Here is a 24498-nt window from a genome sequence, read left to right on the forward strand (position 1 = left end):
TGAAACGGCGGAACCTTACTGCCATCGACAACATCGGCCCATCGTATGCAAATATGCGCTCTCTGAATAGAGAGGGCTATTATCGAGTTCTGTAAATCCTTGTTTCCGGCCTGGCAGCTACGCGACTGTTCCTCTAAACGCGGTAGTTCAAAGGCTTTGGTGACAGGACATATTCGAGCCGTCATCAGCCCCGGCACGCCCTTCACCCCCTCCCGCGTTGAACGCCCGGTGAGGCCGACATCGGCCCAAGTACACCCTCGCCAGACGCACCGTACCCGTCGTAATTGCAGATTGTCTACACTTTCGTGTCGGCGACTGCGCAACAAGGTGGGGTCTACCATCTGTTCTGCACGGCCTGGCCCGACCGCAACTGGAAGGTTGGGCCGACAACGGATGAGAGAGCCGCACACATGCAATCTCCGCTCGGGCGTCGCAGCAGTGGCGAGCTGGTAGCCGATCACCTGCGTCGACAAATCATCACCGGTGAGCTGCGGCCCGGTCAGCGACTCACCCAGGAAGACATCGCCGCACAGCTAGGAACCAGCCGGGTTCCGGTGCGCGAAGCGCTGGTCATCCTCGAGCAGGAGGGCTGGGTGAAGATGGAGATGCATCGGGGTGGATTTGTACTGCCGATCCAGACGTCGGTCGCCGACAACGCCGAGGTCTGGGATTTGGTGTTCGGTCTGGTGGCACGTCGCGCGGTGGAGAGGCTGACCCCGGAATTCGATTCTGCACTCGCCGGTATCGCCGCCGACCTCACCGCAGCCGAGGATCCTCAGGAGATCTCCGCACTCTGCGAGCACTATCTCGACGTCCTGTTCGAGGCTGCCAGCGCACCCGCGGTCGCGCGCACTGTACGGCGAACACGCGCAACGTCGATTGACACCATCTTCGGGATCGTCCCCAATACCATCGAAATCAGCCGCAAAGGCACATTGGCGGTTATCGCCGGGATTCGTGCCCGCGACAGCGCGCGCGCCAACTCCGCGCACGCCGCCATGCAGAAGAAATGTCTGGCACTGCTGATGAAGGCCTTCAAGGACCGCGCACAGTGATACCGGTCGGATCGTTCCCCGTCGCAGGGATTCTCATCGCTGCCGGGAACTGCGCGCGAGTGTGAAAACCGAGTTCGCCGCGTCGAGCAGTTCAGGTGTCATCATGCTGCCGGTGTATTCGACCCAGCACCAGCTTCGCACCGGCTGCTCACCCAGAGAGTTGCTCGTCAATGGGCCGAAGACATGCAAAGGAGAGCCGCTGGATTCGAACGAGAACGAATACGCGTCAGCTCCGATGGTCACGTCGAGCGCGGTCATCTTGCCGGCGCCGTTGAAGGTTGGTTTTGCGACGATTTCCTTGTGCGCCGTGGTGACGGCGTCTTTCAACTGATAGCCCGGTCCGAAGGATGCACCGTCTCGTCCTTGCCAAAAGCTCCCGCCGCCAAGCTGTCCGTCGGCGAACTCGTGCAACCACGACACCCACATGCCCTGAAGGTGACGCACGATCGGCAGCTCCGTGTAGATCTTGCCCGGTGGCCCGTAGGCGAAGTCCTGGTGCGCGTAGCCCGACACCTCGGCACCCGCGATCTTGCCCGTCACATACATCAGCTCGTGGCGGTAGTAGACATCGTCGGCGATGCCGTGCTGCACGGGCACATGGGTGAGCACTATGTCACTTACGGTCCGCCCGTGGAGTTCCCATCGGTTGCTCGCGTCATACCAGTGAAATCCGTCGGCGTCGCGTTCGACTCGTCCACTCGAATACAGCATCTGCACGCTGTTGCCGTTGTCCCTGTACTGCATGGGTTCGAACCAGTCGAGCGTCGAGTACTCGGGGAACAGGTGGGGCGCGTCGACGTCAAGCCGCTTGTGCAGCGACCGGAAACCACACACCGGTGACACGACATGCGTCATCCCGGTGAGGAAATCCTCGCATCCCCGCACCCCCCAGTAACCGGTGCCTGATGCATCGCTGACGACTGCTCCGATCCAGATGCCAGCGAGACCCAAGCCAGGTCCGGGTACCCATTCGCGTCGGTAGTGGTCCATCGTCGGCGCTAGTCGGATGACTTCGAAATCGACTTGATCAACCATTCAAATCCCCTCTGTCAGAGCGATAATCGGCACCGCAGGATGCGGAACGCCTCTTCGACGCGCGCAATGTGTAGACAATCTGCAATCATCACTGACAATACGCCGGAGACACGGCCGTGGCGCCGCTTCGGGGACTGAGGCATGTCAGTCGAGATTCTTCGTTCTCGGCGGTCGTGCTGCGCGACCACCGACAAGATCTGCAAACACCGGCTACGCGTTCAGCAGCCGTTCACCGATCACGCGTTGTGCACGCAGCGTTGTCAGCTCGTCGCCGGACAGCCCCAACGCACGCAGCACCTCTTCGTTGTGTTGACCCAGAGTCGGCGACGGCAAGCGGTGGTGCCGCGACGGGCCCGGCGAGATACGGAACGGCCAACCGGGGAAGCGCTGTCGTCCAGCAATCCGGTGATCGAGGTCTTCGTAAAATCCCCGCGCCTCGAGTTGGTCGACGTTGTACATCCCATCGCTGGTCATCAGTCGCTGCGCGGGTACGCCGTTTCCGAGCAACGCCTCGGCGACCTCCTCTGCTGAGCGCGCGTCAGCGTATTCCGCGATCACCTCGTCGAATTCGTCGTGATGCTGCAACCGTGCGCTCGCCGAAACGAACCGCGGGTCATCACGCAGTTCGGGACGACCGATGACCTCGGTCACGGCGGCCCAGTCGGTGTCGTCTCGCACCGAGACGGCGACCCAATCGTCGTCGCCCTGCGCGCGGTAGACGCCTTGTGCGTAGTGACGGTGCCGGTTGCCCTCACGTTCGAGCACGCGTTTGGTCATCGAATACTCGATGACCGGTTCGGCCGTGACCGCGGCTCCGACCTCTATCTGCGCCACCTCGATCAGCTGGCCCTCACCGGTCCGGCGTCGGTGTTCGAGCGCGGCGAGCAACGCCACCGTGGCGTGCACGCCGGCAATCGGATCGGCCGGCCCCTGCAGATTGCACGGCGGCCCGTCGGGATACCCGGTGACCGCCGACATCCCGGCCAGCTGTTCGATGTTCAAGGCCCAGCCGACGTAATCCCGCCACGGTCCCTCCAAGCCGAAGCCGGGCATGCGGACCATGACAACCCCCGGGTTGATCTTCACCAGCGAGTCGTAGTCCAAGCCGAATTGTTCGACCACCCGTGGCGAGAAGTTCTCGATCACCACGTCGGCATCGGCCGCCAGCCGCAGTGCCAGCTCCCGTCCGGCGTCGGTGCTGATGTCGAGGGTGATGTCGCGCTTGTTGAGGTTCGTGCCCTGCCACAGCGGACCGATCTCGTACCACTCGTCGCTATTGCGCAGCAGCGAACCCGAGTACCGATGCCCGTCGGGACGCTGGATCGACTCGACCTTGACGACGTCGGCGCCGAACGCGCCGAGGTAGCACGTGAGATACGCGCCGGCCCAGAATGTGCTGAGGTCAAAGACTTTCAGGCCAGCGAACGGGCTCCCGGCCTCGCCGACATCCGCCGCGGCACGCTCCCCGCGGGTCTCCCACTGCACCCGATCAACCGCACCGAGGAGTGGCGCCGGACGCGGCGCAAGCACCGGCGTCTTCGACAACCGGAACGGCGCACCCGGCCTGCGGAACCGCGCCCCCTCGGGCCCGCCGTCGACGAAGAAGCCGCGATCGCGGTACTGCGGGCAGTCCAGGATCGACGATCCGTCGTTGATCGGGGCGGCCGGAATCCGCATGGCCTGACTCAACTCGACCAGGTCGGCGACCGCCATCGAGTCCAGCCAGGGCTGAGCCTTCGCAAAGAACTCGTCGCGTTCCGGACCGCCCAGCATGATGGCGAGTTGGTGTTCGCCGAATTCGGGGAGCCCGACCATCGCACAGACATCCAACCAGTGCTGCCCGGTCAGGCAGTTGATACCGATCCAGCCGTCGGCGGCCCGGACGATGCCGAGCATCGGAGCCGCCTTCGAATTGGTCGGCAGGCCCATGCTTTTCAGCCGCTCGGCCATCAGCATCGGATACGGCAGCGTACTCAACAGCGATTCGAATGCCGAGACATCGGCTTCGACGACGCGATCCCGTTCGGCGTTCGCGACGCGCAGGGCGGTGAGCGCCGCGAGCGCCGCGTATCCCCCGACGATGTACTCGGGTATCCGTGCTCCGGCCTGCACCGGTGCTCGGCCGAACTCCCGGGTGTTGACCCATCCCGACGCCGCCTGAAGCGTCAGCGACGTCGACGGCTGCTCACGTCGGGGACCTTCCTGACCGTAGTCGGAGACCCTGACGACGACGAGGTCGGGGTTGATCCGTTGCAGGGCCTCGTGGTCTAGTCCCCAGTCGAACCGCTCGGCCGAACCAGCGGGCAGATCCTCGACCAGTAGGTCAGCCCCGGCGATCAGTTCGTGGACTTGTTCGATGCCGGCAGTGGTGCGGAAATCCAGTGTCAGACCGTGTTTTCCGGCGTTGAGGTACTCGAACAACCCGCCGTGCTCCTGCGAACCCTCGCGAAACGGCCCCCACGCGCGCAGCGGATCGCCCGTCGGCGGCTCGATCTTGACCACCTCTGCGCCCAGATCCACGAGGAGTTTGGTGCAGTACGGCGCCGCGATGTCGCTCCCCAGTTCGACGACCCGCAGTCCGGCCAAGGCTTCGCTCACGCCGGGACCCCGATCGCCTTGGGCTCCATGTAGGAACGCAATCCCATCACCCCACCCTCGCGACCGATGCCGCTCTGTTTGAAGCCGCCGAAGGGGGCGTCGCCGGGGATGGTGCCGTTGATCGAGACCTGGCCGGTTCTGATGCGCCGTGCGATGCCGACGGCGCGTTCGACATCGGTGCCCCAGACCGCACCGCCGAGCCCGTAGGCCGAGTTGTTCGCGACCGCCACGGCCTCGTCGTCGCCGTCATAGCGCAGAACGGTCAATACGGGCCCGAACACCTCCTCCTGCGCGATGTACGAATCGGGGCTCGTGTCGGTCAAGATCGTCGGCTCGAAATAGAATCCTCCCGAGCGCTTTTCGGGGCGGCCGCCGCCCGTCACCACCTTCGCGCCATCAGATTCGGCGTGCCGGACGAAACCCTCGACCCGCTCCAGATGCTGTCGGCTGATCAACGGGCCCATCGTCACCCCGTCGTCAGTGGGATTGCCGACCGTCACGGCGCGAGCTAGGTCGGCGAGCCGGGACACGACCTCGTCGTGCAGTTCGGTGGGCACCACGAGCCGACTGTTGAGGATGCAAGCCTGACCCGCGTGCATCGTGCACCCTTCGAACAACAGCCGCTCGAGCAGTTCATCGGTCAGCTCGACATCGTCGAGCAGCACGCAGGCCGACTTGCCGCCGCATTCCAGCAGGATTCGCTTCATCGTCCCCGCCGCCCCGGCCATCACGTCGCGGCCCACCGACGAGCTGCCGGTGAAGCTCACCATGTCCACGCGGGGATCGAGGGTCAGGGCCTTGCTGGCTTCGATCCCGGTGGGAGTGACGACGTTGACGACGCCCGGCGGAATCTCGGTCTCCTCCTCGATGATTCGCGCAAGGGCCAATCCGGCCAGAGGCGTGAGCGGCGAGGGCTTCAGCACGAGCGTGTTGCCTGCGGCCAGCGCCGCTCCCACCTTCATCACGTTGAGGGTGTGCGGAAAGTTCCAGGGCGTCATGACCGCGACGACGCCGAGGGGCTCGTACCGCAACAGCGTCGTCCCTGCCGCGCCCCACGCGTCCATGGGGGCCTCGGCCGGCTCGAGCGCGAGCTCGGCGGCGTGCCCCGCCATGAACGCGGGCCCGTCGACGTGGATGAGCCGCTCGTTTGCTGTACATCCCCATTCCGCCTGCGCAAGCGCGTAGATCTCATCACCGTGTGTGAGTAGCGCATCGCTCAACTGCTGCAGGCACCGGGACCGCTCCTCCGGCGACGCCGTCGCCCATGGCCCGGTGTCGAACGCGGTTCGCGCGGCGGCGATCGCCTGTTCGACCTGCGCCACCCCGGTGTCCGGCGCGGACGCAATGACCTCCTCGGTGGCTGGGTCGATCACGTCGTATCGGCCGCTGTCCGGCGCCACCCAACGGCCGTTGATGAAGAGGTCATAGCTGTCGACGAGGGTGGACGCGGCCATCAGATCACTGGACCTTCCTGATTGTCCGACTGGGGACGCACCGACCCTCCCACAGGCGCAAGCTGTCCGACATTTATGACTTGTGTGTACACCCGCTGATGCATCGCGTCAACGGATGACCGTCGTTTCCTGCGTCGACGCTGATTGACACGCCTGTCTTTCGTGCGGTAGACACAGACCTACCGGACATTACACAGATATATGTCTGATGGACGATGCATTGAGGAGAGCCGCGTTGCCCACCGAATCCACGTCCCGACCCACCTCCACGCATCCGCTGCACTCCCCGGATTTCTACGCGGGCGATCCCTACCCGGCGTATCGAGAACTGCGTGAGACAACTCCGGTGGTATGGAACGACGTCACAAACTTCTGGGCGCTGACCAAGTACGAGGACGTTCGCTTCGTTTCTGGTCACCCGATGTTGTTCTCGTCAATGCACGGCATCACCATTCCGGATCCCAGCCAGCCTGAGCCCGTTCAGGAAGGCAACCTGATCTTCACGGATCCGCCTCGACACCGGCAGCTGCGCAAGCTCATCAACTCCGGGTTCACCCGCCGTCAAGTGTCGTTGCTGGAACCCACGATCCGGCGGATCGTCGACGGCATAGTCAACGGCATCGACCCGTCCCGCGAGTACGAGTTCGCCGAAGAGATCGCAGCGCCACTGCCCACCCGGATGATCGCCGAAATGCTCGGCGCAGCACCCGAAGACTGGGAGAAGTTCCGTACCTGGTCCGATGCGGCCGTCGGCACCGCGGATCCCGACATCGAGCTGGATCACCTGGTGGCGCTCGGTGAGCTGTACGAATACTTCACCAAGCTGATCGAAGCTCGCCGCTCCGGCGAGGTCTCCGGGCAAGACGATCTGCTGAGCATTCTGGCCGCCGCCGAAGTTGACGGGGAACGTCTCACCGACGCCGATCTACTGAATTTCTCGTTCCTGCTTCTGGTCGCGGGCAACGAAACCACTCGTAACCTCATTGCGCTCGGCACGGTGGCGCTGCTGGATCATCCGGACCAGTTCGCGGCGCTTCATTCCGATCCGTCGCTGTTGACGTGCGCTGTCGAGGAGATGCTGCGATTCACGAGCCCGGTGACGCACATGGCGCGAAGAGCCACCGCCGATGTCGACATCCGCGGACAGAAGATCAAGGCCGGCGACACGGTGGTCATGCTGTACGGCTCGGCGAACCGGGATGAGGAGATCTTCGGTCCGACCGGTGAGGAGTTCGACATCACCCGAAACCCGAACCCGCACATCGCTTTCGGTGCCGGTGAACACGCGTGTCTCGGTGCCCAATTGGCACGGCTCGAAGCCAGGGTCATGTTCGAGGTTCTCCTCGGCAGCTACCCGAGCATCGAGCTGACCGGCGACGTGACCCGGCTGCGCGCCACAATGGTGCCGGGCGTCAAACGCATGCCGGTGCGACTGGGAGCGAGCTCCTGATGGATTTTGATTACACCCCGGAGCAGGAGCGACTTCGGACGGAATTCCGGGACCGGCTGGAGGCGGTGATGACCCCCGAGCGGCGCGCTGCCGTCACAGGCCTTACGGAGGGCGGCGCCGCGATAACCGAGTGCCGGCGGGCGCTCGGCGAAGCCGGCCTCCTCGGCGTCGCGTGGCCGGTGGAGTACGGCGGGCGTGGACTGACCGCGCTCGAACAGTACATCTTCGCCGAGGAAGCACGGCGGGTGCACGCACCACTGCCGTTTGTCACGCTCAACACCGTCGGCCCCACCCTCATCCAGTACGGCACCGAGGAACAAAAGCAGAAGTTCCTTCCCGCCATCCTCAGGGGCGAGGTCGACTTCGCGATCGGATATTCCGAACCCGGCGCGGGCAGCGACCTCGCCTCACTGAGAACCAGCGCGGTGCGCGACGGCGACGACTTCGTGATCAACGGCTCCAAGATGTTCACCAGCGGTGCCGAATTCGCCGACTACATCTGGCTGGCGGCGCGGACGGACCCAGAAGCCAAGAAGCACAGGGGCATCACGGTGTTCATCGTGCCGACCGACTCCCCCGGCTTCGCGTGGAAACCGATTCACACCATGCCGGGCGTGTCGACCTACTATACGTTCTACGACGACGTGCGCATACCCGAGAGCGCGATGGTGCTCGGTGAAAACCAGGGCTGGAAGCTGGTCACCAATCAGCTGAATCTGGAGCGCGCCGCGCTGGGCAACCTCGGCGCGCTGGAACCGTTGTTCGCCAAGACGTTGGAATGGGCCAGAGCCACACCGCTCGACGACGGCCGCGTGATCGACCAGCCGTGGGTCCAACAAGCCCTCGCGCGTGTCGAGGCTCAGGTCGCGGCCTACCGGCTCCTCAACCTCCGGGTCAACACCAACATGGGCTCTGGTGCACTCGGCATGGGAGAGGCCTCTGCTGCAAAAGTTTTCGGCACCGAACTCACCCAGCAGGTGGCCCGCGAACTGCTCGATGTCGTCGGGCAGGCCGGCACCCGAAAAGGCTCCACGGCGCCGCTGAAGGGCGAACTCGAGAGTGCCTATCGATTTGCCGTCATCAACACCTTCGGTGGCGGCGCCAACGAACTGCAGCGCGACATAATCGCCATGGCCGGACTCGGGATGCCGCGTGCACCCCGCGACATGCGAGCGTCCTGAAAGGAATCAGCAGTGACCGACACAGCCAAAGACGAACTGCGCGAGCGCCTCGACGCGTTGATCGGCACGCCCACCGACGGCGTCGGGAAGCCCGTGCACGCCCCGGATCCGGTGAATGCCGCGATGATCCGGCACTGGGCGTACGCCCTGGGCGACATGAACCCGGCCTACCTGGACCCCGAGTTCGCGAAGAACTCCCGCTACGGCGACATCGTGTCACCGCCGGTGATGCTTCAGAGTTGGACGATGCCTCCGCCGAAGCTCGCCGGCATCCATGAGCGCGGCGGAGTGCCGATCGAGATGAAGGGCGACAATCCCCTGCAGTTCCTCTCCGACGCGGGCTACACCGGCATCATCGCGACGAACTCCGAATTCGAGATCGAGCGCTATCCCCGTGTCGGAGACGAGATCACCTCCGAGACCGTGTTCGATTCGATCTCCGATGAGAAGAAGACGGCGATGGGCAACGGCTTCTTCGTCACGTGGGTCACCACGTACCGCGACCAGAACGGCGACGTCATCGGACGCCAGTGGTTCCGCACCCTGCGATTCAAGACGGGAAACTGATGGCCAGCAGGCTCGCTCCCTCGATCAGTCCAGACACGGAGTTCTTCTGGTCGGGACTGAAGGACAACGAGCTTCGTATCCAGCGCTGCACGGACTGCAAGACGTTGCGGGTTCCGCCGCGGCCCATGTGCGGGAACTGCCAATCGCTGAACTGGGACTACGTCGTGTCGACGGGGCACGGCACGGTCTACAGCTTCGTGATGCCGAAGTACCCGCCGCTGCCGTTCATCGAGTATCCGTACGTCGTCGCGCTGATCGAGCTCGACGAGGGTGTGCGCATCGTGTCGAACCTGTGCGGCGTAGAACCCGAGGCGATCGAGGTCGGGATGGCCGTCGAGGTCTTCTACGAGACCTTCGAGGCCCTTCCCAGCGGGGACGAGCTCGTGCTGCACCAATTTCGGCCGGCGCGCTGAGCAAGGGATCGAGAATGGATTTCACCTTCAGCGACGAGCAGGAGACGGTCGCCAAGGTCGCCCGCCAGCTCTTCGAGCATCGTGCGACACCCGAGCGCCTTACCGAACTCGAATCGGGCGACATACGATATGACCCGGCGTTGTGGGCCGAGTTGGCGTCGTCTGACCTGCTGGGCATCGCGCTTCCGGAAGCGGTCGGCGGCGCCGGCGGCGGGTTCCTCGAGCTGGGTGTGCTGCTCAGCGAGGTCGGATACAGCGTCGCGCCGGTCCCGGTGTATGCGACACTCGCGCTGGGTGCCGATAGCATTGCCCGCCACGGTGATTCGGAGTTGCAGCAGCGGTTCCTGCCCGGCGTGGTCGCCGGTAGCACGCTGTTGACCGCGGCGCTGGCCGAGCCACAGAACTCCGATCCGAGCGCGCCGAGAACCACCGCGCGCGCCGACGGTGACGTCTGGCGACTCACCGGCAGCAAGGAGCTGGTACCCGCCGCGCAATTGGCTGCGGCCATTGTTGTCTCGGCCGCAACCGATAACGGGCCCGGTCTGTTCGTCGTCGAAACGGGTGGCGACGGAATAAATATGGCGCCGGTGACGACGACCAACGGCGAACCCTTCGCGGACATCGACCTGCGGGACGCCGCTGGGTGGCGGCTCACCGAACACGATGATGCAGACATCGTGAACGCGCTCTACACCAGAGCGGTGGCCGCTCTGAGCGCAATGCAGATCGGCGTCGCCGAACGTGCGCTGAAACTGGCCGCGTCCTATACCAGCGAACGCGAGCAGTTCGGGCGCCCCATCGGGTCGTTCCAGGCCGTTCAGCAGCGCCTGGCCGATGCCTTCATCGACACCGAGGCGATCCGCTGGACCACCTGGCATGCGGCCTGGCTGATCGCCGAAGGAAGACCGGCCGAGCGGGAAGCGGCGATCGCCAAGTTCTGGGCCGCCGAGGCGGGCGCACGCGTCACCGCGTCCGCCCAACAGGTACACGGCGGCATGGGCATCGACGTCACCTATCCCCTGTTCCGATACTTCCTGTGGGCCAAGCAGATTGAACTCGCGCTCGGATCGGCGTCACAACAGCTCGCCAGGCTCGGCAACGCATACGCGGAAGGACTGAATCAATGACCTCTACCCTGAACCGCACCACCACGCTGGCGTGGAACGACATCAACGTCGGCGACGAGGTGACGACGATGGACGTTACCGTCACCACCACGCTGATCGTTGCGGGCGCCATTGCGTCCCGCGACTACATGCCGGTGCACCACGACCGCGACTTCGCCAATTCCCAGGGCTCCAAGGACATCTTCCTCAACATCCTGACGACCAATGGGTTGTGCGTTAAGTTCCTGCACGACTGGGCCGGACCCGAGGCGATGGTCAAGAAGCTTTCCATCAGACTCGGGGTGCCCGCCTATCCGAACGACGCATTGCGGTTCGAGGGCAGCGTCACCGACAAGTCCGCCGCGGACGGCGAAGGTCTGGTCGAGGTCACCTTCAGGGGCACCAACAGCCTCGGCGATCACGTCAAGGGCACTGCGGTGCTCAGCCTGCTCGACGGGGTCGATGCATGACGAACGACGGCATTGGCGGCAAGGCCGCGCTCGTCGGCATCGGCCAGACCGAGTTCTCGAAGGAATCGGGCCGGACCGAGATGCAGTTGGCCTGTGAGGCGGTCAAGGCGGCCATCGAGGATGCGGGCCTGCGCCCCAAGGACATCGATGGCATGGTGACCTTCACCGTCGACGAGAACGAGGAGATCGAGGTCGCCCGCAACGTCGGCATCGAGAACCTCACCTTCTTCACCCGGGTTCCGCACGGGGGAGGCGCTGCCGCGGGCACCGTGATGCAGGCCGCCATGGCGGTCGCGACGGGCGCCGCCGAGGTGGTCGTCTGCTATCGGGCGTTCAACGAGCGCTCCGGATTCCGGTTCGGCGGCGCCGGGCGCCAACCCGGAGTGACCCCACTGTGGATGGCGCCGTATGCACCCTTCGCGTTGATGACGCCCGCGGCGTGGGTCGCACTGCACGCGCAGCGGTACATGTCGACCTACGGCGTCACCAACGCGGACTTCGGCAAGATCTCCGTCATCGACCGCAAGCATGCGGCGAAGAATCCAGACGCCTGGTTCTACCAGAAGCCAATAACCCTTGAGCAGCACCAGGAGTCACGCTGGATCATCGAACCGGTGCTACGCCTGCTCGACTGCTGTCAGGAGAGCGACGGCGGGGTCGCGATGGTGGTTACGAGCGTCGAACGGGCCCGCGACCTATCCAGCCCGCCCGTGGTGATCACCGCGGCCGCACAGGGCGCAGCATACGACGGTGAGGTGATGACCAGTTACTACCGCGAGGACATCACCGGACTGCCCGAGATGGGTGTCGTCGGCAGCAAGTTGTGGCGTGATTCCGGGCTGAAACCGAAAGACATCTCGACCGCATTCCTCTACGACCACTTCACACCGTTCGTGTTCACTCAACTCGAGGAACTCGGATTCTGCGGGCGGGGAGAGGCCAAGGACTTCGTCTCGGTCGATGAGCTTTCGCTAGGTGGGCGGATGCCGATCAACACCAACGGCGGGCTGCTCGGCGAGGCCTACATCCACGGGATGAACGGCATCACCGAAGGCGTCCGCCAGGTCCGAGGCACGTCGTACAACCAGGTCGACGACGTCGAGCATGTCCTGGTGACGTCGGGCACCGGCGTTCCGACCAGCGGCCTCATCCTGTCCCCCGACCGCTGAGCGGTTACTGTCGTGCGGTGGGATTTGATGTGACGCAGTCGGTGGCGGTCGACACCCGGGATGTCATCATCTCGGCGGCTTTCGCGTGCTTCCGGACCCGCGGGCTGGCCAAGACGACCATCGTCGACATCGCGCGCGCGGCCGAGGTGTCGCGCAGCACGTTCTATGAGTACTTCCGGGACAAGGAGACGATCGTCGAAGCGTGCGCGGAGGCGGCGTCGCAGCGGTTCTACCGCAACATGGCCAAAGCCATCGATCGGCACGGCGGCAGCACCTTGGAAGGCCGGCTGGTACGCGCCGCGGTTTTCGTCGCGCAAGCGCGTCGGGTCGTCGAACCGGAAGCGTACTTCGACCAGGACGAAGTCAACCTGATGATGACGAAGAACGCGGCAACCTTATTGAAGGAGTGCGCGGACTTCCTTGCCCCCTATGTGAACGCGGCCAGGCTGACCGGGGAAGTCCGCGCCGACCTGGACGTTCCCTCGGCCACCGAGTGGTTCGCCCGAATGTTGTTCTCGCTGTTCACGACTCCGTCCCCGACCATCGACATGCGCGACGACGACTCCGTGGCGAACTTCGTACGGGCGTATGTGGTGAACGGCTTCGTCGACGGCAACCCACGGCGGCGGTAGCGCTCATGATTTCGGCAATGACGCGCACCCTCGCGCAGCCCAGTGACAATGCGTATTCTCATTAACTTGATACCGTGATTATCGGGAGGGTCCAGGTGAAACTCACTGCGGCATCGGCGGCGCAGGCGCCGCGGCAGGCGAACCGGGGCCGCGGGACGCCCTACAAACTGGTGGTGCTCGCACCCGACACCGTGGGCGCGGTATCGGCAGCCGGCGGACTCGTCGTCGACGTGCTGCGCGCGGGCTGGCAAGTCGAGATGTACCTGGAGGCGGAGTCCGATGCCCGGGCGCTGCAAATACTCGGTGTCGACGGCCAAATCCTGCCGCCCAGTTTCGATTTCGGCCTGCAATGGCCGGATGTGATCGTGTTCGCCGCGCCGATGTACGACCGGCATCGCGGGGTGCGGCGCTTGATCGCCGATGCCACCCGGCGCCACGGTGCCGACGTGGCAGCATGGGGCGGAACGTGGCCGACTGCAGCCACTTCGGCAGCCGACATCGACCACCGGCTCAGCTGCGCCGCGCGGGCGTTCAAATACCACGCGATGAAGGCGGTGGACGCGGCGGCGCCTCCCTCGCCCGTCGAGCAATTCCACGGCGGATTTCACCGCCTCGCCGTCGCTCCGGGCTGACGGTCTGAAGAGGCGCCTCAGCCCTTCCTACGGACCGGGACGTTGGAATAGCCGCAGACGTTCGACATCGCCACACGCCGAAGGCCGTCGCGGTCGACCTCGTACTCGGGAATGAGGTCGAGCAGCGCGTCGAGCGCGATGCGGCTTTCCATCCGCGCCAGCGCGGCGCCGAGACAGCTGTGGATGCCGTAGCCGAAGGCGAGGTTGAACCCCATCTTGCGTTCGCGATCGACGTCCAGTCGGTCGGGATCCTCGAACATCCGCTCGTCACGGGTCGCCGACCCGGTGACAAGCAGCACCGCGGCGCCCTCGGGAATGGTGCTGCCGTAGTAGGTGACATGCCGTGTCGCGGTGCGGACCTGATACTGCGACGGCACTTCGTATCGCAACAGTTCCTCGATTGCGGCTGGAATCTTGCTGCGGTCCTCGCGGAGCTTGCGCCACTGGTCGGGGAAGTCGGCGAACGCGACCATCGCATTGCCCACAAGTTTGGTGACCGTTTCCGCGCCGGCACCCCCGAGCATCGTCGCGAAGCCTGTGATATCGACATCGGTGAGCTTCTCCACCACGCCGTCACGCTCGATCTCGGTTTCGATGAGCCGGCTGATCATGTCGTCCTGTGGCGCTACCCGGCGCTGCTGTACGAGGTCGTAATAGTAGAGGCCGGTATTCATCGAGGCCTCGTATCCCTCTTTGGGAACGGCGATCTCGCCGGGACGGCGTTCGAGCAGGAGATCCAGCCAGCGCCTGATCTGGTCCCGATCCTCCTTGGGAACCCCGAGCATGGTTGTGATGACCTCGTTCGGAAACAGTGCCGAGAAGTCGGCGACGACATCGAAAGACTTCGGGTTCAGCGCTTCAATGCGCTCGTAGACCTTCTCGCGCACCATGTCTTCCAAGCCGGCGATTGCTCGCGGGGTGAAGACGTTGCTCACCAGTCGACGCATCTTCTGGTGCTCTGGCGGATCCATCGAGATGATCACCTTGGGCACCGGGATCGCGTCGTCGTGGGCCTTGACCATGTCCAGCGTGGCGCCCTTGGCCGACGAGAAGGTTTCGTGATCCTTCGTCGCGGGCGCCACGTCGTCGTAGCGCGTCAGCGCCCAGAAGTCCCACTTCGCGTTGTAGTAGACGGGCGCCTCGTTGCGCAGGCGACGATAGGTGTCGTACGCGCCGTCGAAGAAATCCTGTGAGAACGGATCGAATTCGACGGGTCCGTTGTCCACCTCCGGCGGCGCCGCGCTCACAGGATAGCCCCCGACTCCTTGAGTTCTTCGATGGTGTCCCAATCGATTCCGGCGTCCATCAGGACTTCCTCGGTGTGCTGGCCATGCTCCGGCGCTCCGGGCGGAATCACCGACTCCTCGTCGAACTGAACGGGATTGGTAGGCAGGGCGAACGGTACGCCGTTGACGGTTTCGGTATGCGCGACATATCCGTTCGCCGTGACGGCGGGATCCTCGCAGAGTTCGCCCGGCGTCTGCACGATTCCCCACGCACCGGACAGCGCGCCCAGCGTCGTGCGCCACTCGGCCAACGTGCGCTTGGCGAACGCTTCGTCGAGCAACGCGATCAAGGCGACCCGATTCTCGTAGCGCGACGCGGGACCGGCGAATCGCGGATCGTCGACCAGTTCGGGCAGACCGATCACCCGCATCGCCTCGGCGTAGAACTTGTCGAGTTGCAGCATCATCAGCTGGACGTAGCGACCATCTTTGGTGCGGTACGTGCCCACCAATGGGTTGGGCGCGTCCGCGTGGCTGAACTTGGGAATGGCACTGCCACCGTGGATTTGGCTCACCGCGACATCGGGGCTGAGATTCCAGGCGGCAAGCCCGAGCAGCGACACGTCGACGACCGATCCCTTACCGGTCGTCGCCTTCTTGTACAGCGCGGCCGCGATTCCACCGGCGATCGTCATACCGCCGAGCAGATCCCCGAACGCCGGACGGGAACGGACAAGCTCATCGCGTTCTTCCGTCAGGACGGTGGCGATGCCGCCGCGCGCCCAGTAGGACACCCCGTCGTATCCCGGCTTGTCCGCGTCCGGCCCTTTGGGACCGTGGCCGGAACCGCGGACGTACACGATGTTCGGATTCGCAGCCCGGATGTCGTCGACGTCGATGCCGAACTTCTTCCGGCGGTCCGGCAGATAACTGGTCAGGAACACATCACAGGTCTTGGCCAGCTCGTGAACCACGTCGCGACCGCCCGACGTGCTCAGGTCCACGCCGATCGACTTCTTGCCCCGGTTGGGGATCTCGATCATGTAGTTGACCGATCCACCACCCTCGTCGACGATGCCCATGGTGACGAGGCCGCGCTGCGGATCGCCACCGGTGCGCGGTTCCACTTTGATCACCTCGGCGCCCCACTCGGCGAGGACCGCGCCGGCCGAGGGCACGAATGTCCATGCGGCAACCTCGAGCACCCGAACCCCGCTGAGCACCTTGTCGACGGTAATGATGTCCTCCTACAAGCGTTAACGAGCATTCACGGAATTTGAGAATTGCACTATCGAATCGGTTTGTAAACGCGCTACGGGAGCCGGGACAGCCGTGCGGTGACGGCTGGGTCTCCCCTGTCCCAAAATGCCCGCCAGGTCGGCATCCGATGCGGCATCGCCGCGCGCAGGGGCACGTCGGTCGGCCACCGGATGAACTCCGGTCCGGGACGCTCGGTCACGTCCACGGAGTACCACGGATGCTCGCGTCGCTTGACGAAGTACCAACGGCCGTCGCGTCGCTCGTAGACGTCGTCGTACCGCATCGTGATGACGTACCAGCCGTCGCCGTCCTCATGCTCGGCCCGGCAGTAGATCGACCCGGTCGCGTGGTCGGCGTCGACGAAATCGACTATGTGCCCGCAGATCAAATGGATGCTGCGGTAAAACCTGCGCAGCACCCCGTCGTACCACCGCTTGAGGGCCTCCCTGCCGCTGCCCTCCGTCCCGGCCTCGACGTCGTCGACGAACAGCGCGACCAGGGCGTCGAGATCGCGCGCATCCAGGGCCATGGCGTAGCGGCTGGGCAACTGGGCGATCTCGAAGCTGGATTCCAGCCGATCGAGTCGGTCCGCCGGCGACATGGCTGCAGTGTAGTGGCCCAGGCGCAGCGCCGAGAACCGGTATTCTCGTTTTTCGGCAAGGGTGGCTATCCTGTGGAGGCCAGCCCCTTCGAGAGGACCTCTCAGTCGTGCCCTTCCCGACCGTCACGCCCACGATCCCAGCCCTCGTCAGGTCGTCTGCGGCGCAGTTCGGGGACAAGCCGTTCCTGATCGCCGACGGTCAGGTGCTGAGCTACACCGACCTCGATCTGAGGTCGGCACGGTTGGCAACGGCACTGTTGGCCGAAGGCATCGGCAAGGGCGATCACGTCGGGATCCTGATGCCCAACGGTGTCGAATGGGCGATCGCCTGGTTCGCCATGACGCGCATCGGCGCAGTCGCGGTGCCGCTGAACACCTTCTACAAGGCCTCAGAGCTGGCGTGGACCGCTCGCCACGCCGATCTGCGCGCGATCCTCGCCCGATCGGGCTTTCGCGGCCACGACTTCCTCGACCGCCTCGAGGATGCGCTACCGGGGCTGGCCGACCAGAACACCCCCGGCAGGCTCACCGTCCGCCGAGCGCCGTATCTGCGCACGATCGCGGTGTGGGGACAGTGCGACCGCCCCTGGGCGACGGCCCCTCCCTCCGACCTCGGAGCGGGATACGACGCCGAATTCCTCGTCGACGTCGAATCCTGCGTGACTCCGGCCGACGACGTGATGATCATCTACACCTCGGGCAGCACCGGTGACCCGAAAGGCCCCGTGCACACGCACGGCACGCTCGTACGCCACACCTACAACCTGACCTTCCCCTACGGCGTCACGAACGACACGGTGATGTTCACCTCGATGCCGTTCTTCTGGGTCGGCGGCCTGATCACGGGCCTCCACGCGGTGATCCACCACGGCGCGACGCTGATCACCCAGCCCGCCTTCGACGCCGCCGAGGCGCTCGAGTTGATCGAGCGCCATCACGCCACGATCACGTTGGGTTGGCCACAACAAGGTAAGTCGCTGGCCGAACACCCCGATTTCACGAAGCGCGACCTCGGTTCGGTGCAGCGCACCAGCATGCCCGCGATGGTGCCGCCCGAACGCCGGCCGCAGGGCCCGAATGCGCTGGGGATGACCGAACTGTGCGGCAATCACATCGGCGTCGACCCATATCCCGCGCAGCCCGCCGATCGCCGCGAGACGGGCGGCCACTCGATCGAGGGGTTGTCTCATCTGCTGGTCGATCCCGCGACGGGCGAACCCGTCCCTCCGGGCACCGACGGCGAGATCTGGGTGCGCGGCTACTCGCTGATGCAGCGGCTGTACAAACGCGAGCGCGAGGACGTCTTCACGCCCGACGGCTACTACCGAACCGGCGACTGCGGAGTGCAGTACGACGACGGCTGGATCACGTTCACCGGCCGATTGGGTGATCTGATCAAAACGGGCGGCGGGACGAATGTCACCCCGGGCGAGGTGGAACTGGCACTCGCTGGTTGCGACGGCGTCCTCGAGGCGTACGTCGTCGGTGTCGAGGACGGGCAGAACGAAACGATCGTGGCCGCGGCGGTGGTGCCTCGCGGTGATACGCACCTGGATCCCGATGAATTGAGAACCGAAATCCGCAGCCGCCTGTCGGCATACAAAGTGCCCAAGTTCATTTGGATCACGCCGAAGGACGCGCTGCCTTTCACCGCCACGGGCAAAGTCAAGAAGTCCGACCTCGCCGAGCAGCTGAGCGACCTCCTGTCAGACGGCGCCTAGCCGCCGGATCGCCGGGTGACGACCGAGGGTCCCGCCAGTGGGTCGGCGATCACACCCGCCGGCGCCGCGACGACAGCGGGTATCGCGTTGACCGCCGCCATCGCGGTGGCCGCGACGCCGGGGTTAACCCGGTCGGTGGCCGACTGCTCCATATACAATTCGAGGCTCATGCTCGGAGAGCCGTTGACACGGAACACCATTCCACCTTGGCCTGCACGGGATGGCTTCGGCCAATGTTCGGGCCATGGCGTGGCGCTCACCGTAGCGAAGTACTGCACGGCTACGACGGGCTGGCCGCCGACGATTCCGGCGAGTTGCCATCGATGCGCGCAGATCGTCCCCCGCGGTATCACCCCGATCGCCGTCTCCAAATCGGTTGGTGCAAGGGGCGTCTCCCAGTCCAGTTCTATTCCGTCGAGGTCGAGTCCGAGGATGTCGGCGACATAGCGCACCACGGTGCCCCAGTCCTTGTCCACCTTTCCCGACGCGATGCGGATCGGCACGTGGCCGTCTGGCTTGCCGAATCCCATCGACTCATGCAGGACGTCCCAGATCGGATATGACTTGTCCAAGTCGAGCGCGTACTCGTCCATTCGATAGGAGTCCACGCGCCCCGCCCCCGCGAGTAGGGCCGTGGGAATGTTCAGGCTGATGAATCCGGGCTCACTGCCGGTGGCATAGAACGTCGAATTACCGGACGCCGCCGCGCTTTCCAAAGCTGCACGCCACTGCGCGGGAGCCGCCGCCGGATAGACCATCGGAATCGTGGAGATCGTCACGACATTGATGCCCGCCTCGAGGTATTCGGCGATATCGGCGATCGCCTCCTCCTCGCGCCGGACGGCGGTCGCACAGTAGGCCACACAGTCGGGTTTCAGCGCCAGGACTGCCGCGACGTCATCCGTCGCGGCAATACCGGTATACGCCCCACCGCACAGTTGGCCAGCGTCCACGCCGGCCTTCTCCGGCGTCGAGACCCTCACCCCGACGAGGTCGAGCGCGGGGTCATCGATGATCGCGCGCAACGCCTCGCGCCCCGTCAGCCCAGTTCCGACGTGGACGACGCGGTGGCGTCTTTCGCGTTCATACTTCATCGGTAGAACGGCCCTTTCTTTCCGGCGTCTTCCAGATGCCCGTAGGGGTCGTAGAGGTTCACATTCGGGAACGGGTTCTGATCGAAGGCCGGCCGGGACAGACCCGCTTCACGCAGCCCGGCGAGCACGGCCAACGGCACCGCGAACGACACCAGGCCCACCGTCATGGATATCAGCAGCTGCCGGGTCAGCATCACCTTCGGTCGGCCCCGCCGTGCGGGCAACCGTCGCGCGATGCGGTTGATCAGAACCAGTTCGCCGCTCTCGTCACGCACACACATCACCGCGACCATGCCGAAGATGAGGGCGTCGTAGACCGCCATGATCAGCGGGAAGTGGATGTGGCCGATCTGCAATACCGGCCCGACGGCTTCGGTGTAGAAGAAGATTCCGGCCCGCATCCAGGTGAACTGGACGACCCCGTTGATGGGGACGGCGATGATCGTCGCGCCGATGAATACCCGGATCAACCGGTGTGATGCCAACCAACCGACGCGCCGCATCAGTGGGTCGAGTAGCCAGTCGTGCAGCTTCAGGAAGCCGAGCCCGTTGAGCAGATAGTAGGCCGCGTAACCACCCAGGAATGCCAGTGCCGGTTCGAGGTTCGGCGAGATGTTGACGTAACGCCACGAGAACGGAAAGTGCAGCATGCGCGGATCGAAGATCGCGAACGTCGCCCAATTGGCGAGGGGGTCCAGCGCACCGGTAATCAGGCCGGCGAACGCGATGATGACCGCCCAATGCACCTTGCGTTGCCGCCAGGACAGCCATCCCAACACGCCGATCAGACCGATCGCCATCGGGATCGAACTGATGGACACGGCCAGCGGCCAGTTGTCGAAGCCGAGGAACGGCGGGTACGGAGCAGGGCCGGGATCCGGGTTGCTCCTCGTCGGGTCGCCGTGCAGGCCAGACTGAATGGTCGCGATGGTCACGAACGCGAAAACCAGATAGGCGGTGAAGAACAGGCACCATCCGATCCTGGCGGGCCACGGCGAGAACCTGGCGTCGTCGGGTGAAGTAGCGCGGGAAATCTGGTCGTTGTCAACGGTATTCGTCATCTCACACGCTCACCGGCAGGGCCGCCCAGCCTCTGACGCTGGAGGTGTGCGCACGCTTGGCCGCCGTGTAGTCGACTTCCCAGTCCGGCCATCGGGTGAGCACTTCCTCGAGCGCCACGCGCGCCTGCATCCGTGCGAGGGCGGCGCCGAGGCAGAAGTGAATGCCGTGCCCGAAGGACAGGTGGGTGGCCTGCCGATGGATGTCGAACCGGTCGGCGTCGGGGTACTGCCGCTCGTCGCGGTTAGCAGATCCGTTGAGCAGCAGCAACACCGAGCCTTCCGCGACCCTCTGGCCGTAATGTTCGACATCACGAGCCACGTAGCGAGCCTGTACGGGTGAGGGCGCCTCGTAGCGCAACACCTCCTCGATCGCGCCCGGGATGAGGCTGAAATCCGCCGCCAGTTCGCGGCGCTGCTCCGAGTGGTCGGACAGGAGTTGCCCGGCGAAACCGATCAACCGAGTGGTGGTTTCGTTGCCCGCTCCGACGACGGTGCCCGTGTAGGTCAGCACCTCGCCGCGGGTGAGCCGTCGCCGGGTGCCGTCTGGTTCCTCGACCTCGGCGTTGACCAGGTCCGTCATCAGATCGTCCGAGGGATGGTCGTAACGCCAGTCGATGAACTCCTCGAGCATCGAGCCGGTGCGGGTAAGCGTGTCGTCGGCCACCTCGACGGGCCCGCCGTCCTTGAGCTCAAGCATCCGGTCGGTGTTCTGGCGGATTGCGACCTGCCTGTCCTCCGGTATGCCGAGCAAGTAGCCGATGGTGCGCATCGGCATCCATGCGCCGAGATCGGCGATGAAGTCGAATCTGTCGGCGTCCGCGAGCGGTTCCAGTGCGCGCCGACAGAACTCTCTGGCCAGGGGTTCGATGGCGGCCATGCGACGCGGTGTGAACACTCCCGAGAGCAGCCGCCGGTGCAGATCGTGGATCGGTGGGTCTTCGAAGAGGATGATGCCTGGCGGTACGTCGACGCCGTTGAGGACGAACTCGATCGTGGTGCCCTTGCCGGATCGATAGTCCTTCCAGTTCACCAACTCGCGGGCGACATCGGTGTGCCTGCTCAACGCGTAGAAGCCGTACTTGTCGTTGTGGTAGAGCGGCGCCTCATCACGCAGTTGCTTCCACACGGGGTAGGGATCGTCATCGATGTCGAAGTCGAACGGGTCGTAATAAGGACCAACCTTCACCCTGTATGTCACAGCACGAGAATAGGCGTTGCCGATCGCCGTGAAGAGACTTTTCCGGATCGGATATCCATTCGCTCTGGTCGCACGGGACCCCACCGCTCAAACCCACGCCACGAGAATGTAGATTCTCATATGCGAGAGTGACGCCGAAGTGGCGTACCTGGAAGCGAAGGAGGCGGCACATGACGAGTTCCGCCCCTCGCAGCTTCGTCTTCGCCGTCGAGTTTCGGATCGCCGAATCCGAGCGTGTGGGACCGGTACTCGCACAGCACGAGGAAAGCCTGCGCGATCTCGGCGCACAGTACGCCTTCGTCTACGAATCGATCGTCGAGGCAGGGAACGTGCTGGTCGTCATCGGTGTCCGCACTGAGCAACCGCTACTGCACCTTCTCCGCTCGCCGTACTTCTTCGAATGGTTCGACGCCGTGGGTGTCGAAGACCTTCCAGCCGTGTTCGCAGGTGAGACCGTAGAGCGGTTCGACCTCGGCGAATCTCCGACGCCGGGAACCGAGGTGGTGGTGGCGGCCGTCGCCCGAGTCGGGGACGTCGAGGTCTTCTTGACTCGGGTGCGGGGATCGCTCGACGATTTCGCTCGGTCGGGGATTCGTCGAACGCTCGTCTACCGCGCCTTCGACACTCCTCATGAGGTGCTGTTCCTTCAACAGCTCGCGAGCGCGCGCACCGCGATGCAGTGGGTCGCGCGCTCGGACATCGCTTCGGAGTGGCTTGCCTCCGCCGGTGTCGGCGCCTATCCGCCCGTTTTCGTCGGACGGTTCGTCCATGCGATGCGACTGGCCGAGACGGCCGGGACGGATCTGCACTGATGTACGTGTGCCTGTGTCACGGCGTCACGATCGAAACGGTCTCCGCTGCCGTCGCCGCCGGCGCCACGACCTCGCGGCAGGTGTCCGAGGCGTGCGGCGCAGGTTCAGAATGCGGCAGGTGCCGGCGCACGATTCGCGCGATCGTCGAATCTCATTCAGCAACAACGAAATCAGGTAGAGGAAGCAGACTATGAGCGATCGGCACTCCAATATCGAGGGCTCGCGGATGCTCGTGATCGGGGCATCCTCGGGCATCGGTCACGCGCTGGCACGGGCCGCCCGCGCCAGAGGCGCCAACGTCGCGCTCGCGGCCAGGCGCGTGGAGCTGCTGTCCATCTGGCCGAGCAGCTCGACGGTTCCGCCCAGGAGCTCGACGTCTCCGACCCGCACGCGATCGAGCGGGTCATCGACGATGTGGCCGGGCGGTTCGGCCAGCTCGACGCCGTCGTATTCACCAGCGCCGTCGTGCCGTTCGCGCTGATCGAAGAGACCGACGTCACGACGTGGTTGCACGCGTACGCCGTCAACGCCGTCGGCGCGTCCCACGTACTGCGCGCCGCGCTCCCCCACCTTGCCGATGACGCGGTCGTGCTGGTGGCATCGAGCCATGAAGTCGGGAGGCCACGCGCCGGTGTCGCGGCCTATCACGCGAGCAAGGCCGCGCTGGACGAGATCCTGCGGTCGTGGCGGGCCGAACATCCAGAGTTGGCCGTCATCCGGGTCAGTGTCGGCCCCACGGAGGGCACCGAGATTCTGCGCGGCGCGGACCGCGACCTCCTGGCCGACCTGTACAGGGCGTGGGTGCAGGAAGGCCAGATTCCGGCAGAGATGTCCGCCGTCAACGACGTCGCGAACGCAATGCTGTCGTTGATCGCCATGTCGCGCGCGAACCCCACGGTCGTCAGCGACAGCGTGCATCTGGCGCCCCGAATGAGCAAAAGATAGAAGGGATTACTCAGTGGATCTGGGCTTCGAGGGTGCGACCGCTGTCGTCACCGGCGGCAGCAAAGGGATGGGACTGGCGATCGCCGAAACGCTTGGCGCCGAGGGTGCATCGGTGGCGATCATGGCGCGTGGACAGCAGGGGCTGGATGCCGCGGCCGAACGGATTCGCGCCGCCGGTGCGCCCGAGGTGCTCGCCCTGAGCGTCGACATGTCCGACGCCGCCTCGATCGCGGCGGGATACGCCACAGTGAACGAGGCCTGGGGCCGGCTCAACGCGTTGGTGCACACGGTCGGACCGGGTGCGGGCACCTTCGAGGAACTCGACGACCACGACTGGCGGGCCGCGTTCGACCTGGGCACCATGGCCGCGGTCCGGTCGGTGCGCGCGGCACTGCCGATTCTGCGCGCCGCCGACTGGGCCCGCATCGTCACCTTGTCCGCGCACTCGATTCAACGCCAGAGTCCGCGGCTCGTCGCCTACACCGCCACCAAGGCCGCGCTATCGAGCTTCACCAAGAATCTCTCGAAGAGCCTTGGGCCCGAAGGCATCCTCGTCAACTGCGTATGCCCGGGCACGATAGTGACCGCCAGCTTCACCGAGATACTCAAGGATGTGTTGGCCGCCGACGGGCTGGACTCGGCGCATCCGCATGACGTGATGACGTGGGTGGAGCGGACCTACGGCCATCCCTGTGACATCGGTCGGGCCGGCCTGCCCGAGGAGATCGCCTCGGCGACCGCGTATCTGGCGTCGCGCCGCAACGGCTACGTCACCGGAGCCACGCTCAATGTCGATGGCGGCTCGGACTTCATCTGAC

The 24498-nt window shown here is 64.9% G+C and carries 23 protein-coding genes and 1 pseudogene; 15 read left to right on the forward strand and 9 right to left on the reverse strand.

Annotation, left to right across the window (positions count from 1 at the left end):
• Window positions 1–305 precede the first annotated feature (305 nt).
• On the forward strand, window positions 306–1055 hold the full coding sequence (locus AU187_RS20875; protein WP_156425560.1) for a GntR family transcriptional regulator: 750 nt from the start codon (window positions 306–308) through the stop codon (window positions 1053–1055).
• Window positions 1056–1088: 33 nt separating this feature from the next.
• On the opposite strand, the gene AU187_RS20880 is transcribed toward AU187_RS20875, so the two are convergent.
• From AU187_RS20880 to AU187_RS20890, 3 genes are all read right to left on the reverse strand, one after another.
• Window positions 1089–2090: a hypothetical protein gene (locus AU187_RS20880; RefSeq protein WP_059100950.1), complete on the reverse strand. Its 1002-nt coding sequence runs from the start codon at window positions 2088–2090 to the stop codon at window positions 1089–1091.
• Window positions 2091–2300: 210 nt separating this feature from the next.
• Window positions 2301–4688 carry a CaiB/BaiF CoA transferase family protein gene (locus AU187_RS20885; RefSeq protein ID WP_059100951.1) on the reverse strand — a complete coding sequence of 796 codons (2388 nt, stop codon included), beginning with the start codon at window positions 4686–4688 and terminating at the stop codon, window positions 2301–2303.
• Window positions 4685–6142: an aldehyde dehydrogenase family protein gene (locus tag AU187_RS20890; protein ID WP_059100952.1), complete on the reverse strand. Its 1458-nt coding sequence runs from the start codon at window positions 6140–6142 to the stop codon at window positions 4685–4687. Before AU187_RS20890 ends, AU187_RS20885 begins: the two co-directional genes overlap by 4 nt.
• 277 nt (window positions 6143–6419) lie before the next feature.
• Between AU187_RS20890 and AU187_RS20895 the strand changes: the two genes are divergently transcribed.
• The 9 genes from AU187_RS20895 (at window position 6420) to AU187_RS20935 (ending at window position 13762) form a co-directional block, all read left to right on the forward strand.
• The gene (locus AU187_RS20895; RefSeq protein WP_059101138.1) at window positions 6420–7592 is read left to right on the forward strand and encodes a cytochrome P450; all 1173 of its coding nucleotides are present in this window, start codon (window positions 6420–6422) and stop codon (window positions 7590–7592) included.
• A complete protein-coding gene (locus AU187_RS20900) occupies window positions 7592–8773 on the forward strand; it encodes an acyl-CoA dehydrogenase family protein (RefSeq protein WP_059100953.1) in 1182 nt (393 codons plus the stop codon). Before AU187_RS20895 ends, AU187_RS20900 begins: the two co-directional genes overlap by 1 nt.
• Window positions 8774–8785: 12 nt before the next feature.
• Window positions 8786–9340 (forward strand): FAS1-like dehydratase domain-containing protein, encoded by a 555-nt coding sequence (locus AU187_RS20905; protein WP_059100954.1) that lies wholly within the window; start codon window positions 8786–8788, stop codon window positions 9338–9340.
• On the forward strand, window positions 9340–9753 hold the full coding sequence (locus tag AU187_RS20910; protein ID WP_059100955.1) for a Zn-ribbon domain-containing OB-fold protein: 414 nt from the start codon (window positions 9340–9342) through the stop codon (window positions 9751–9753). Before AU187_RS20905 ends, AU187_RS20910 begins: the two co-directional genes overlap by 1 nt.
• A 14-nt stretch (window positions 9754–9767) precedes the next feature.
• Complete coding sequence (locus tag AU187_RS20915) at window positions 9768–10880, forward strand: acyl-CoA dehydrogenase family protein (protein ID WP_059100956.1); 1113 nt, start codon at window positions 9768–9770, stop codon at window positions 10878–10880.
• Window positions 10877–11329: a MaoC family dehydratase gene (locus AU187_RS20920; RefSeq protein WP_059100957.1), complete on the forward strand. Its 453-nt coding sequence runs from the start codon at window positions 10877–10879 to the stop codon at window positions 11327–11329. Before AU187_RS20915 ends, AU187_RS20920 begins: the two co-directional genes overlap by 4 nt.
• A complete protein-coding gene (locus tag AU187_RS20925) occupies window positions 11326–12498 on the forward strand; it encodes a lipid-transfer protein (protein WP_059100958.1) in 1173 nt (390 codons plus the stop codon). Before AU187_RS20920 ends, AU187_RS20925 begins: the two co-directional genes overlap by 4 nt.
• Before the next feature lie 29 nt (window positions 12499–12527).
• Window positions 12528–13130 (forward strand): TetR/AcrR family transcriptional regulator, encoded by a 603-nt coding sequence (locus AU187_RS20930; RefSeq protein WP_059100959.1) that lies wholly within the window; start codon window positions 12528–12530, stop codon window positions 13128–13130.
• A 74-nt stretch (window positions 13131–13204) separates the two neighbouring features.
• Window positions 13205–13762 carry a hypothetical protein gene (locus AU187_RS20935; RefSeq protein ID WP_156425559.1) on the forward strand — a complete coding sequence of 186 codons (558 nt, stop codon included), beginning with the start codon at window positions 13205–13207 and terminating at the stop codon, window positions 13760–13762.
• A gap of 17 nt (window positions 13763–13779) precedes the next feature.
• Here AU187_RS20935 and AU187_RS20940 read toward each other — a convergent pair whose 3' ends face one another.
• The 3 genes from AU187_RS20940 to AU187_RS20950 form a co-directional block, all read right to left on the reverse strand.
• Complete coding sequence (locus AU187_RS20940) at window positions 13780–15009, reverse strand: cytochrome P450 (RefSeq protein ID WP_059167241.1); 1230 nt, start codon at window positions 15007–15009, stop codon at window positions 13780–13782.
• Window positions 15006–16211, reverse strand: a complete 1206-nt coding sequence (locus AU187_RS20945; protein ID WP_231740388.1) for a CaiB/BaiF CoA transferase family protein — start codon at window positions 16209–16211, stop codon at window positions 15006–15008. The genes AU187_RS20940 and AU187_RS20945 overlap by 4 nt, the downstream gene beginning before the upstream one ends.
• Before the next feature lie 89 nt (window positions 16212–16300).
• Window positions 16301–16849, reverse strand: a complete 549-nt coding sequence (locus AU187_RS20950; RefSeq protein WP_082683938.1) for a nuclear transport factor 2 family protein — start codon at window positions 16847–16849, stop codon at window positions 16301–16303.
• Window positions 16850–16956: 107 nt separating this feature from the next.
• Between AU187_RS20950 and AU187_RS20955 the strand changes: the two genes are divergently transcribed.
• A complete protein-coding gene (locus tag AU187_RS20955) occupies window positions 16957–18570 on the forward strand; it encodes a class I adenylate-forming enzyme family protein (protein WP_059100963.1) in 1614 nt (537 codons plus the stop codon).
• Here the strand turns inward: AU187_RS20955 and AU187_RS20960 are convergent.
• The 3 genes from AU187_RS20960 to AU187_RS20970 are packed head-to-tail and all read right to left on the reverse strand — an operon-like array spanning window position 18567 to window position 21923.
• Window positions 18567–19664 carry a dihydrodipicolinate reductase gene (locus tag AU187_RS20960; RefSeq protein ID WP_231740389.1) on the reverse strand — a complete coding sequence of 366 codons (1098 nt, stop codon included), beginning with the start codon at window positions 19662–19664 and terminating at the stop codon, window positions 18567–18569. The genes AU187_RS20955 and AU187_RS20960 overlap by 4 nt on opposite strands.
• Window positions 19661–20725 (reverse strand): spirocyclase AveC family protein, encoded by a 1065-nt coding sequence (locus AU187_RS20965; RefSeq protein ID WP_059100964.1) that lies wholly within the window; start codon window positions 20723–20725, stop codon window positions 19661–19663. Before AU187_RS20965 ends, AU187_RS20960 begins: the two co-directional genes overlap by 4 nt.
• Before the next feature lies 1 nt (window position 20726).
• Window positions 20727–21923: a cytochrome P450 gene (locus tag AU187_RS20970; protein ID WP_156425557.1), complete on the reverse strand. Its 1197-nt coding sequence runs from the start codon at window positions 21921–21923 to the stop codon at window positions 20727–20729.
• Between the two features lie 170 nt (window positions 21924–22093).
• Here AU187_RS20970 and AU187_RS20975 point away from each other — a divergent pair, with 170 nt between their 5' ends.
• The 4 genes and pseudogenes from AU187_RS20975 (at window position 22094) to AU187_RS20985 (ending at window position 24497) form a co-directional block, all read left to right on the forward strand.
• On the forward strand, window positions 22094–22735 hold the full coding sequence (locus AU187_RS20975; protein ID WP_059100966.1) for a hypothetical protein: 642 nt from the start codon (window positions 22094–22096) through the stop codon (window positions 22733–22735).
• Window positions 22735–22929: a (2Fe-2S)-binding protein gene (locus AU187_RS25240; protein WP_082683937.1), complete on the forward strand. Its 195-nt coding sequence runs from the start codon at window positions 22735–22737 to the stop codon at window positions 22927–22929. The genes AU187_RS20975 and AU187_RS25240 overlap by 1 nt, the downstream gene beginning before the upstream one ends.
• Window positions 22926–23680: pseudogene (locus AU187_RS20980) on the forward strand (SDR family oxidoreductase). Before AU187_RS25240 ends, AU187_RS20980 begins: the two are co-directional and overlap by 4 nt.
• A gap of 13 nt (window positions 23681–23693) precedes the next feature.
• A complete protein-coding gene (locus AU187_RS20985; protein WP_059100967.1) occupies window positions 23694–24497 on the forward strand; it encodes an SDR family NAD(P)-dependent oxidoreductase in 804 nt (267 codons plus the stop codon).
• Window position 24498: the final 1 nt, after the last annotated feature.

Source organism: Mycobacterium sp. IS-1556 (assembly GCF_001499985.1).
Classification (GTDB): domain Bacteria; phylum Actinomycetota; class Actinomycetes; order Mycobacteriales; family Mycobacteriaceae; genus Mycobacterium.